The 12,041-nt window shown below is 66.0% G+C and carries 11 protein-coding genes and 1 pseudogene; 6 read left to right on the forward strand and 6 right to left on the reverse strand.

All coding sequences use genetic code 11. The features are described 5' to 3' along the window. The first annotated feature begins 252 nt into the window (after positions 1-252). The gene (locus tag IBJ82_RS18750) at positions 253-465 is read left to right on the forward strand and encodes a hypothetical protein (RefSeq protein ID WP_194827253.1); all 213 of its coding nucleotides are present in this window, start codon (positions 253-255) and stop codon (positions 463-465) included. A 185-nt stretch (positions 466-650) separates the two neighbouring features. Here IBJ82_RS18750 and IBJ82_RS18755 read toward each other — a convergent pair whose 3' ends face one another. From IBJ82_RS18755 to IBJ82_RS18770, 4 genes are all read right to left on the reverse strand, one after another. Then, positions 651-1,013, reverse strand: coding sequence for a VOC family protein (locus IBJ82_RS18755; protein ID WP_194827254.1), 363 nt, complete (start codon positions 1,011-1,013; stop codon positions 651-653). A gap of 224 nt (positions 1,014-1,237) precedes the next feature. After that, on the reverse strand, positions 1,238-2,170 hold the full coding sequence (locus IBJ82_RS18760) for an SMP-30/gluconolactonase/LRE family protein (protein WP_194827255.1): 933 nt from the start codon (positions 2,168-2,170) through the stop codon (positions 1,238-1,240). A gap of 249 nt (positions 2,171-2,419) precedes the next feature. Then, positions 2,420-3,820 (reverse strand): cytochrome P450, encoded by a 1,401-nt coding sequence (locus tag IBJ82_RS18765; protein WP_194827256.1) that lies wholly within the window; start codon positions 3,818-3,820, stop codon positions 2,420-2,422. 246 nt (positions 3,821-4,066) lie between these two features. Then, positions 4,067-5,029 carry a helix-turn-helix domain-containing protein gene (locus IBJ82_RS18770; protein WP_370585374.1) on the reverse strand — a complete coding sequence of 321 codons (963 nt, stop codon included), beginning with the start codon at positions 5,027-5,029 and terminating at the stop codon, positions 4,067-4,069. Positions 5,030-5,159: 130 nt separating this feature from the next. On the opposite strand from IBJ82_RS18770, the gene IBJ82_RS18775 reads away from it, so the two are divergent. The 4 genes and pseudogenes from IBJ82_RS18775 to IBJ82_RS18790 form a co-directional block, all read left to right on the forward strand. Beyond that, positions 5,160-6,353: an MFS transporter gene (locus IBJ82_RS18775; protein WP_194827257.1), complete on the forward strand. Its 1,194-nt coding sequence runs from the start codon at positions 5,160-5,162 to the stop codon at positions 6,351-6,353. Positions 6,354-6,644: 291 nt separating this feature from the next. After that, positions 6,645-7,280, forward strand: a complete 636-nt coding sequence (locus IBJ82_RS18780) for a TetR/AcrR family transcriptional regulator (RefSeq protein ID WP_194827258.1) — start codon at positions 6,645-6,647, stop codon at positions 7,278-7,280. 192 nt (positions 7,281-7,472) lie between these two features. Next, positions 7,473-7,916, forward strand: a complete 444-nt coding sequence (locus tag IBJ82_RS18785) for a hypothetical protein (protein WP_194827259.1) — start codon at positions 7,473-7,475, stop codon at positions 7,914-7,916. 323 nt (positions 7,917-8,239) lie between these two features. Continuing rightward, positions 8,240-8,437: pseudogene (locus IBJ82_RS18790) on the forward strand (TerD family protein); the annotation flags it as partial. 38 nt (positions 8,438-8,475) lie between these two features. On the opposite strand, the gene IBJ82_RS18795 reads toward IBJ82_RS18790, so the two are convergent. Then, a complete protein-coding gene (locus IBJ82_RS18795) occupies positions 8,476-9,288 on the reverse strand; it encodes an SAM-dependent methyltransferase (protein ID WP_370585375.1) in 813 nt (270 codons plus the stop codon). 95 nt (positions 9,289-9,383) lie between these two features. Here IBJ82_RS18795 and IBJ82_RS18800 point away from each other — a divergent pair, with 95 nt between their 5' ends. After that, positions 9,384-10,565 carry a cytochrome P450 gene (locus IBJ82_RS18800; RefSeq protein ID WP_194827260.1) on the forward strand — a complete coding sequence of 394 codons (1,182 nt, stop codon included), beginning with the start codon at positions 9,384-9,386 and terminating at the stop codon, positions 10,563-10,565. Positions 10,566-10,586: 21 nt separating this feature from the next. On the opposite strand, the gene IBJ82_RS18805 is transcribed toward IBJ82_RS18800, so the two are convergent. Beyond that, on the reverse strand, positions 10,587-11,915 hold the full coding sequence (locus IBJ82_RS18805) for a cytochrome P450 (RefSeq protein WP_194827261.1): 1,329 nt from the start codon (positions 11,913-11,915) through the stop codon (positions 10,587-10,589). Positions 11,916-12,041 lie beyond the last annotated feature (126 nt).

Here is a 12,041-nt window from a genome sequence, read left to right on the forward strand (position 1 = left end):
ACTCGGATACCAACCTTGTTGCACGCCGGTTCTCGGGTGGTCAGATTGCGGCGTCACGCTCGGGTTGGTGCTGCCGACTGGGTCGTTCGAGCACCCGACTGTCGATGTAGCGACCGCGTGGGCAGCGTCTCGCGACGTGTCAACGGGCGAGCTGTTTGATGTTGTCCGAGAGGGGAATCCGCGTCGAATCAAACTAACAACATTTCGTCTCGTCGGTGACGCGCCGTGCGGGGGACACGCGAGGAGACCATCATGCAGATTTCGACTCCAGCTCAGCAGCTCGGCAGAACACCCGAGTACGGCGATACCGAACCCGCTGCGGCGACCGTGACACATGACAGCTACCTCGTCGGTCACCTCCAGGACCCGGGCCTGCGCAGGCTGTGTATGTGCGCGGCCGGATTAACTCGCCAGGCGCAGCGGCGGCTCGAGGCGGTGGCCGAAGCATTGCGGAGTACCGAATAGGACGCGTCTGCATGAAGTCTCGGCGGTCGCGCAGTTCCACTTGCTCGTGCCTGCCTGGCTCGTAGCTGGATCGGATGCGTATTGCTGTTTACCTGTCGCTCAATCGGTGAGTGGGTTGTGACCAGTGCGGTAGCGGTCGGTTCCAGTCGGGGATCGATCGCGGCGGTGGCAAGATCCTCCTGCTATCAGCCGACGACCAGGCAGAAGGGGTGACCTGCCGGATCCAGCAGCACCCGCCACCGGTCGCCGCCCGGCTGGTGGTCCGGCCTGGCCGCGCCGAACCCCAGCGCCAGCTTCTCCGCCGCGTCGAGGTCCTCGACCTCGAGGTCCAGGTGCAACTGCTGCGGCACGTTCTGACCGGGCCACAGCGGGGCCCGGTATCCGTCGACCTGCTGGAAGCCCAGGTCGCAACCCGAACCATCGGTCAGGGCGACGAACTCGTCAGCGTCATAACCGAGCTGCATGCCTGTCAGCTCTTGGTAAAACCGGGCCAGAGCCCGTGGATCGGTGCAGTCCAGAGTCACGCCTCGCAGTGTGGCGATCGGCATCGTCCACTCCTCAGTCATCCATGTTCGCGGGCCGCGTGGCGGCCCGCCGCAGGTAGTCATCCAACCGCACCGTCGTGGCCCGGCTCCACTCCTTTTCGGGCGGCGGACAACTCCAATCGGCACCACCTTCATCGGAGAGCGTCACCGGTCACGAGCACGCGATCGACTCGACACCCGTTACCGAGGCAACTTTCCTGGACGAGGCACTAGCCATCAGGGGCGGTTCAGGCATTGGAGTCGAAGGCACCTGGTATTTCGTAGATCGCGCCGGTGAAGGTGGCGGCGAACAGACGGCCGGCGGAGAAGCCGGTGGTACCGCGGCCGTAGGTGACGACGCTGGTCGACGGGGCTGCGGTGCCGAGGACGCAGTACCGGCCGGGTGAGTCGATGCGGACAATGCGGCCAGAGAGGTTGAAGGGGACGACGGGTCGATTCTGTGAGTCCAAGGTCAGCCCGTCGGGTGTACCTAAGGTGTCCGTGCCGGACAGGTCCAGCAGCGATTGTGGTGCGCCGGGATCGGCGGTGGGTATCCGGCTGACGCCAGGGTTGACGAAAGTACGGGAGACATAGAGGTATTCGTCGTCGGCGTCGAGCACGGCACCGTTGGCGCTGGGGAACCTCGCCCAGTCCGCCTGCACCGCGCCATTCGGGCTGACGCGGCCGACGAGGTTGCCGAAGTCGTTGGTGGCGTAGACGGTTCCGTCGGCGGCGACGTCCATGCCGTTGGCAGCGCTGAGGCCCGAGGCGAACGGCGTCACCGCACCGGTATCGGGGTCGACCTCGACGATGCCCGCCAGGCGCACCAGGTCGCCGATGACGACCCGAGCGTCCGCGCCGTAACCGACTAGCAGTTTGCCGTCTCGGGTCCAGGCGAGCGCACCGGCGCCGCCGCTGGGCACGGTGGCGATGACTACCGCAGGGGCGCCGGGGGCGTCGATCCGCAAGACGTGTCCGCTCACCAGGTCTGTGGCGTACGCGCGGCCCTGCGAATCGACGGTGAGACCTTCCAGGGCACCCGACACAGCGCCGACCTGCACCGCCGATTGACCGGCGCCCGGGCAGTCGGCGGCAGCTTGCGCGGTCGGTGCGGAGATGGCGGTCGCGGCGATGAACGCCGCTGCTGTGATGGGTAGGACAATTCGACGTAGGGCCTGCACTCGGTACCTCGCTATGTCGGGTGGCTCATTGTTCCACTCCCGCCGTCGGCGGCCACCGTCATTGTAGGAGGGCACCGTGATCGTCTGGGCGGGATGGTGTCATGCTCGCTGTCGAGGAAGACCGGCGCCGCCGAGCACCCCGCTGCCCGAGCCTGCGCCTTGCTGAGGTCGAGGGCTTCATCGACGGATGCCCGTGGTTGCTGGTGGATCGATTGATGTTGTAGCGCAACGCTTCACGATCGCGGACAGCTATTCGGCTTCGATAGTGACGGTGGTCTTCGGCTGCGTGCGGCGCCGGACGTGGCAGGGGACTTCGCCGATCGGGTGCAGGACCACGTCGGTGGTCAGTGCGATGTCGCCGGGTGGGGTTTCGAATTCGAACTCGCGAACCAGGATGGCCAGTGTCAAGGCGGCTTCGAGCATGGCGAAGCGTTGTCCGATGCATCCTCGCGGTCCATGCCCGAAGGGGAACCAGGCGAACTTGTGCCGTTGACCGTCGTGATCGACTTCGAACCGGTCCGGGTCGAACCGGTAGGGATCAGGCCACAGATCGGCACGGTGGTGGATGACCCACGGTGCGATCGTGATGTCGGCGCCGGCGGGGATGTGAAAGCCGCACACGTCAGCGTCCTGCACCGCTCTGCGGGACAGATACGGTGCCGAGGGATAGAGCCGGGTGGCTTCTTTGAGCACCATGGCCGTGTAGGTCAAGGCGTGGACGTCGGCGGCGGTGGGCGTAGGGCTTGTCAAGATCCGGTCGGCTTCCTCGCGCACCCGGGCTTGGGCATCAGGCGCGCTGCCGAGCAGGCGTAGTGCGAAGGTCAGCGCGGTCGCGGTGGTGTCGTGGCCGGCGAACAGGAAGATCTTCACCTGGTCGCGAATTTCGTTGTCGGACAAAGTGTCATCGCCGTCGCGGGCAGCGACCAACCGGCCGATCAGGTCCGAACCGGGCTCTGTCGCGGCTCGCCGATGCGCGATGATCTCGTCGCATGCGGCGTGGATGTGTTGCTGCGCGCGGGCGATGCGCCGGTTCGCCGGCGATGGCCAGTTCAAGGGGATCGGCGCGGGGGAGATGCCGCGCCACCGCGCCGCGCGGCCCAGGACCGGGAAGGTGGATCGCACGATCGGCACCAATCGGGCTGAGTCCTCGCCGAAGAGCACCCGCGCCACGATGGACAGGGTGAGTCGAGTCATCTCCGAACCCACATCGAGCACACCGTCTGGGCGTGCCCGCCATTGGGTTGTCAGGTGGTCGACTTCTTCGGCCATCGCCGAGGTGTAACTGTCGACGCTGCGCGCGGTGAACAGTGGTTGGATGAACCGCCGTTGGCGTCGCCAGGTCTCGTCTTGGCTGGTGACCAGACCGTTTCCGTACAGGTCACGCATCGGTTGATAGAACCCGCTGTCTTTGCGGAAATTGCGGTCATGAGGTGCGAGCAATACTTGGGCGGCGCCCTCGGGATCGCTGATGATGAAGTATTCGCGTCGCATCCCGGGCAGTCCGAAGACGTAGCGCACCACCTCACCGCACTCATCGAAACCGCGTGTACCCAAGCCGAGTGGATCGCGAAGAAACTCCCGGGTGGAGCCGAACAGCCACCCGCCCGACGCGGTCTTCGGCTCCCTCAGATGCGTCACATCGTTGCTCATCGACGACTCCTCAGATCGGTTACTTCGATCCTCGTCCGCCCAGGCAACAAAAGCGCGAGTAATTCACTACTTCATCTGGCGCGGGTGGGAGCAACGTCGGCCTGGTCTCGGGCTGAGCGGCGAGACCGCCGAGGATCGTAGATTGATAACTTGCGTCAGTCGCAACGGACAGTCCGCGCTGCTGCCGCGACGCCGTCGCACGCTCTGGATGTGCAAGAGGTGTCTCATGTGGCGGTGCGCGCCTTGTCAGCGCTGAAAGGACCGGCGGTAGAGCATCGGCGTGACGCCGACCGCACGAATGAAATGGTGTCGGAGGTTGCCCGCGGTGCCCATGCCGCAGAGTTGGCTGATGCGCTCCACCGACAGATCTGTGGTCTCGAGCAGTTGGCGGGCGCGGGCGAGGCGTTCAGCGTGCAGCCAGCGCAGCGGCGTCGTGCCGGTGGCTTCGGCGAAGCGGCGGGCGAGGGTGCGTGTACTGATCCCGGCGGTGCGGGCCAGTTGCGCGATGGTGAGTTGCTGATCGAGATTCTCGCTCGCCCATTGCAATACTGGTCCGAGTCCGTCGCCGTCGGATCGGGGCATCGGCTGCTCGATATATTGCGCCTGACCGCCCGCGCGGTGGGCTTGGACAACCATCCGGCGCGCCACCTGATTTGCGACGTCCGCGCCGAGATCGGTGCGGACGAGATGCAGGCACAGGTCGATACCAGCGCTGACACCCGCGCTGGTGAGCACGCTGCCTTCATCGACGTAGAGGACCGCCGGATCGAGCCGGACGCGCGGATACCGAGTCCGCATGAGTTCGGCATAGCGCCAATGGGTGGTAGCCCGCCGCCCGTCCAGCAGCCCCGCCGCGGCCAACGCGAACGCGCCGGTGCACAGCGAGACGATACGGGCGCCGCGTTCGTGCGCGGTCAGGACGGCGGCCGTCAATCGCGGATCCACAGTGCCTGCGGATACGTCCTCGGGGTCCAGTCCGGGCACGATCACCGTGTCCGCGCTCTCGAGGGCGTGCAGATCGTGTGGTGTGTCCAGGACGAAGCCGTGCGCGATACGCGTCTTGCCGGGATCGGCGGCGCACATGCGCAGCTGGTACCACGGATCGACGATATCGCGCCGAACGATCCCGAATACCTGTGTAGCAATGGATATCTCGAACATCGGCATACCGTCGGTGACGGCGACCGCGACGACTCCCAGGTTACCCACGACCCCAGCCTACTGGCAGAATTTTCATCAAGGTAGTCATTTCTGCCTCTCGTCGAGGATCGTTCCCGCGACGAGTCTGAATCTTGTGACTACGACTGATGTTTCGCGCATACCCCGGCTGTCTCATGAAGTGGCATTCGGCCTTGCCGCGGCGGTGATCGGCTTCTGCCTGGCAGCCTCCGCCGTGCCCTCGCCGCTCTACAAGCTGTACGCGGCGATCTGGCACCTCGACACCTCGACAGTGACGCTGATCTACGCCACCTATTGCTTCGGAGTCTTGGCCACCCTGCTGGTGGTCGGGCGCATCTCCGACGCCGTCGGCCGACGCCCGGTGATCGCTGCCGGACTGGCTGGTCTGCTCGCGTCGATGGTGTTGTTCGGCTATGCCTCCGATGTGATCTGGCTCTTTCTCGCCCGCGCCGTGCAAGGGCTGTCGACCGGTGTCGCCATCAGCGCTGCGGGTGCGGCGTTGATGGAGCTGTACCGAGGTGATAATCCCGCCAAGGCGGGTCTGTACAACGTCGTCGCGAGCTCGCTCGGGGTAGGGGCAGGTGGCATGGTCGGAGCGCTGCTGGTGCAATACGTGGCCCATCCGCTGGTAACGCCGTTCGTCCTGCTCGCGGTGTTGGTGACGCTCCTGTTGCTGGGCACGCTGCTGATGCCGGAAACCGTGGTGTCGCGCGACAGATTTCGGATCACCGCACCCGGTGTGCCGCGTGCGATCCTCGCGCCGTTCATCTTGGCGGGGTTGGGGATCGCGTGTGCGTGGTCGATCATCGGCCTGTTCCTCGGCCTGGTCGGGGCGATCGTCCCGGCTCTGCTGCACACCAGCAGTAATCTGCCCGCCGGTAGTTCGATCATGGTGATGGGCTGCGCGGGCGCGGTGGCCGCGGTGCTCACCCAGAAGACGGCACCGACGGCCCAGATCGCGTGGGGTATGGCGATCATGTCGGCGGGCATCCTCGGGCTGGCTGGGTCTGTGACCGGTGACGGGACCGCGGTGGGATTCCTCGTCTCCGGTGTCGTCATAGGATTCGGCATGGGTAGTGGAATGTTCGGTTGCTTGCGCACGATCGGCGCCGCGGCCCCGCCGGATCGACGAGCCCAGGTGATGGCGGCGTTCTACATCGTCGCCTACGCGGCCATCTCCCTACCGGCCATCGGCGCCGGCTACACGGCTCGCCACCTCGGGGCCGCGCACACCATCCAGATCTTCGGCGCGGGCATCGTCGTCACCTCGCTGGCGACCATGGCACTCGCCCTCACTCGACACCGCGCCGCGGTGAACACCACCAACACACCGCCATTGGTCTCCTCGTCATAGTCCGCGCCTGTCCAACCCCGGGCTGGGAATCCAGAGGACTCGATCGCCGCTTCGCTCAGGCCGACGCGACGCACGTACCTCGGCGGCCCGCGAGCGCGGTTGATGTGGCGACACCAGCAGCGCCCCACAGAAACCCCACACTTTTGACCGGAATCAATGCACAGGCGACGAACGCCTCCATCAAATGAGTGTTGCATTCGTTGTGATCGCCGATCATCAGGCCGGTGAGCCGCGGACGGCCTTTGCACACCTTTGCGCAGGTGTGGGATGGTGGTCGGTGAAAGGACGGACGTGACTGCGACGACGCACTCGACCACCGTCGGCCTCGGGCCGCGCGCACTGGCCAACCGGCGACGCATCGTCGCTGTGGCCGGGGACGAGTTGCTGCGAAATCCCCTGGCGAGCATGGAAGACATCGCCGTTGCCGCGGGGATGGTCCGCCGCACCCTCTACGGTCATTTCCCCACCAGGGAAGCGTTGATCGACGGCATGCTCGACGAGGCTTTCGAACAGGTCGGTCGCGCACTCGACGGTATCGACACCGCGCAACCGCCCGCCCGGGCGACCGCGGATATGACGGTCGCGCTGTGGGCTGTCGGCGACGAGTTCCAGCTGCTGCTGCGTCTGGACGAAGCCGGGTCGCGAGCCCGGATGGCCGACCGGCTCGCGCCCGTCCGTGCCCGGTTGATCACGTTGATAGCGGCTGGTCAAGCCGACGGAACCTTCGCTGGTCACCTTCCGCCCGCAGCGTTGGCCAGGGTACTCACGGCGCTGGTGCTCGAGTTGCTGAACGCGCACAGCGATGGTGAATGGGTCGGTGCCGAAGCCGCGCGTGACGCTGCCCTGGCTTGCCTGATCGCGGTCGGCGTCGACCGTTCGGGTGCTGCGGAAATCGCCCGAGCCGCCGCCGAGGCCGCGCAGCACTGATCGCAGGTGCGCTCGTCGGGGGATCGCTCGTCGAAACATGCTGTCCCCGAATGGATCCAAGGTGTGCTCTCCGGCACGTACCCGGGTGGGTGTGAGTCCCTTCACGAGTTCTTGCACATCGGTGTGCAATGAACGTAGTTTCACAGATACGTGCAATTGCACGAAGGTGTGAAAATGTCGAAGGAGCGGGATATGACCAGCCAGGTGGCAACTGTGCGTATGGCGTACGCGACCAAGACCTCCACCGGGGGTGCCCCCGTCGATGTGTCCTCGTGGACGCTGCGCGGAGTGGGCGCGATCCGCGTCCTGTACGGCCTCGTCCCGTTCGCCACGCTGATCCTGGGGATCGATGTCGGCACCGGAATGGCCGTCCCTGTCTTCGTCGTGGTCGGCCTGGTGTCCGTTTTGCTCGGCCTGGCCACCGTTGCGCTGACTCCTCGGCTACTCAGCCGCGACGACGCTGTCCTGGCCGCCGTCGGCGTCGACGCGATCCTCGTGGTGCTCGGCGTGGCCGCGCTCATGGTGGGCTGGGATCAGTTCACGGTCGCCGCCGCCGCGGTCGTCCTCGGTGGGGTGGTGATCGGGGCGTTGTCCGCGGCGGTCGTCGCGATCGTCACGGCGGTGCGCGAAGCCTGATCCGCTGACGCGGTGCGAAGTGCCCGAGCGGCGCCCTCGGAATTCCGGAGGCGCCGTTCGTGATTGGATGCGGTGCGGTTGATGCGGTCGCCGAAGGTGGCGACGACCACCCAAACGGCGCCGTGTTCCTTGAACGCCTCCACCGGTGCGGGGATTTCAGGGTCGTCATCCCCGGCAGCCGCCTCGACCGCGCGCAACGTCTGGGCGCCGATCGCACCCTCACTCCGTCGGAGTCCATCGCCGCCGATGTCACCGACGCACTCGACGGCCGCAAACCCGACGTCGTGATCGAGGCAAGTGGGGCGCCCGGACGCTGGCGGCGGCACTCGATTCGCGTCGTTAGCCGGGCCAACGGCAACGAACTGGCGCGCTACGACCTGTCCGAGGACGCGTCCACCGGGACGGCCATGGTATTCGGCGAGCTGTACCGCTATGGCGCCGAGTGGAATTTCCGTGCCATCGGCCAGGGGTACGCCTCGGGTCTGGAAGGGATTGCGCGCGACTTCGGCGTCAATCTCTGAGCGATGGTTGCGCCCTCGCCGGTCACCGGCGAGGGCGGTCAGGGAACCCTGGCCATGCCGCAGAGCATCGATACCGCTTCCCGGCGGGGATGCGCGCGCCATTCGGTCGGACGCCAGTCGATGACCGAGGTGATGCCGGGGGGGACCATTTCGAGGTCGTCGAAGAATCGGGTGAATTCGGCGGTGGAGCGGGTCTGGAACGGGACACCGCTGCGCTCGTTGGCTTCGACGGTCGCTTGGAGGTCCTCGACCGAGAGGTGGTCATTGGTGGCGTGGGTCAGCGTCACGTAGCTGCCTGACGGTAGGGCATCGCACAATCGACGGACGATGGCATAGGGATCCATCTCGTCGGTGATGAAGTGCAGGACCGCGCAGAGTATGAGGGCGACCGGCTGCTCGAGGTCGAGAGTGTCGACGAGCGCCGGGTTGTCCAGGATCGAGGCGGGGTCGCGCAGATCAGCATCGATATAGGCCGTCGCGCCGCTGGGATCGCTGTCGAGCAGCTCGCGGGCGTGGTAGAGCACGATGGGGTCATTGTCGACGTAGACGATCCGCGATTGCGGAACGACCGCCTGCGCGAGTTCATGGACATTGCCCGCTGTCGGCAACCCGGTACCGATATCGAGGTACTGCTCGATGCCCACGGTTGAGGCCAAGTAGTGGACCGCGCGGCGCAGGAACTTCCGATTCGCCAGTACCGAGCAGTGGATCGACGGAAACGCGACGGAGACGGCATCGGCCGAGCGCCGATCCGCCTCGAAGTTGGCACTGCCGCCCAACCAGTAGTCGTAGCGGCGGGCCGGGTGCGGTTTGGTGACGTCCACTCGATCAGCTGCCGCCTCGAAGTCCACGACTTCTCCCTATTCTCTCGACTACCGTCGTCCACATCAGTCGGAACGAGACCGGTGGCGTTCGCGTGCCACGCCGCCGCGAAAGGCTAACGACCATGCCCCCCCTGCATTACAGCCCCTATGACTTCGACGTCCACGCCGATCCCTACCCGTACTATGCCAGGTTGCGAAACGAGGCACCCGTCTACCGTAACGAGACCGATGATTTCTGGGCACTCTCGCGCCACGCGGACGTGCGTGCGGCGTTGCGTGACTCCGATCGCTTCTCCAGCGCCAACGGCATCCGCATGGAGCCCGCGTTCTGGGGACCGCAGGCGGAGAAGCTCTTCTCGTTCGTCGCGATGGACCCGCCCAAGCACACCAGAATGCGCGAGCTGGTGGTGCGGGCGTTCACCCAGCGGCGGATTCAGGCGCTCGCGCCGCGACTACGCGAGATCGCCCGCCAGACGCTGCAACCGTTGCTGGCGCAAGGCAGTTTCGACCTGATCGCCGACTTCGCCGGTCCGTTTCCCACCGAGGTGATCGCCGAGTTGGTCGGTGTGCCCGAAGCCGACCGCGAGCTGGTGCGCAAACTCGGCATGGAGATCATGTACACCGACGCGGAATCGACCGATCTGCGGCCGGAGGCGATGGCGGCGATCGGCGCGTTGGTCGGCTACTACACCGAGCTGACTATCGCTCGGAGTCAGCAGCGCACCGACGACCTGCTCTCCGGCCTGCTCGACGCGGCGGACGGTACCGACCGGCTCAGCCCGGAGGAGATCGTCGGGGTGCTGATCCTGCTCGTTGGTGCCGGCATCGAGACGGTCATGCTGACCCTCGGCAACGCCTGGTACAGCGCCGCGCAGTATCCGGAGCAGCGACAGGCGGCCTTCGGCGGTCGGATCGAGGACTGGATCGCGGAGTCGATGCGCTACGACCCGGCCACCCAGACCCAGCTGCGCACCACCACCGCACCGGTCGAACTGCACGGCGTCGAGATCCCGGCGGCTGCCCGGATCCTGCTGCTCACCGGATCGGCGCATCGCGACGAGATGGTCTTCGTCGACCCCGACACCTTCGATCTCGACCGCGACACCAGTGCCGCCTTCGCCTTCGGTGCCGGCCGACACCACTGCGTCGGGATGAATCTGGCGCAGGTGGAACTGCGGGTGGCGCTGGAGGAGATCGTCGCCGCGGTGGCCGACTACGAGATCGACACCGACAATCTGGTGCGGATCCACTCCTCGAACAACCGCGGCTTCGCCTCGCTGCCGACCACGGTTACCCTGCGCTGAACAAGGACGACAGGCGCGTAATCACCGGGGCAGCAGGGTGATTCGCGCGTTGTCGGCCGGGCTGAGGCCGGTGTGATAGCGGCGCGGTGGTTCCATCGGGCCGGCGATCGTTGCGATGCGGCGGTGCTGCAGGACGGTGCGGAACAAGATGCGGGCCTCGGCGAGGGCGAACTGCGCGCCGAGGCAGCGGTGCGCGCCGGCACCGAAGGTGAGCCAGGAGTGGGTGCTCGGTCGGTTGTCGAGGAAACGTTCGGGCTGGAAGGCCATCGGTTCGCTGTAGTGCCGTTCGGATTCGTGGATCAACAGGATCGGCACGATAACGATGGCGCCCCGCGGGATCGCGACACCGTTGATCTCGGTATCGCGCAACGCTCGCCGCCCGGTGAACGGCGACACCGGCCGCAACCGCATCACCTCGGCAACCACGGCGTCGAGGTAGGCGTCGAGTCGGTCGGTGTCACCAGCGTCGACCGCGGCGTCGACCTCGGCCATGGCCGCCGGATGGCCGGCCAGCATGGTGGCGATCCAGCCGAGGGTGATCGCGGTCGTCTCGTAGGCGCCGAGCAGGATGCCACGCATATCGCGGGCAAGCGCGGCGTCATCGTGTTGATCGAGGTCGGTGCCGATGTAGCGCGAGAGCACGTCACGCCGTTCGCTCGCCGCACCGGGAGTGGCGCGACGTGCGGCGATCTCTTCGATGACGACGGCGTCGACCTCGTTCTGGCGGCGCCGCAGCGGCGGGTAGGGCACCGTGTGGCCGCCGATGAACGGGGTGAGCAGGGTGACGGCGAGGAAGCCGCGACTCTCGATCTCGCCGAACCAGCCGCTCACCGCCGCCTTCAGCCGGTCTCGGCGGGCGGGCGCGACATCGCCGAACACGACGCCGAGCAGCACCCCGATGGCCAGGTCATAGCTGGCCGTCAAGAACTCGAACGGTGTACCGACCGGCCAGGCGGGCAGTTCCCGCTCGACCACCTCGACCATCAATTCCTCATAGGATCGCAGCGCGGCGGTCTGGAAAGGCGGTGCGTACAGTCGGCGTTCGCGACGGTGCTCGGCACCATCGAGGAAGATCATCGTCTGTTTACCGAACATGACATCGTGGCTCGAGAATCGGCTCAGCACCTGCCCGATCGAGAAGTCATCGTGATTAGCGAACAATGCGCGCACGTCGCCCATTTCGTGAGTGACCAGCATTGTCGGAAATCCCGGCGGTGTCACGACGAAACGTTCCCCGAGTTCGAGCAGGGGCGAGGCGTGAGTGCCCGGCCGCAGCAGTCCACCGAGTTGAGTGAGGTTGCGGGTGCGTAGCCGGGGCAGATCGCGTAGCGAGATCGCAGTGTTGGACACCCGGCCATCCTCACGGTTGGCTCTGCGACTTGCAATCATGAAATTACTTCCATAGCAATAAGAATCGATTCTGTGGTGCCCCTAATTCCGGGGGCTCACCATGACCGATTCTATTCCGATGGTCAC

It is taken from the genome of Nocardia sp. XZ_19_231, from assembly GCF_015355705.1.
GTDB lineage: Bacteria > Actinomycetota > Actinomycetes > Mycobacteriales > Mycobacteriaceae > Nocardia > Nocardia salmonicida.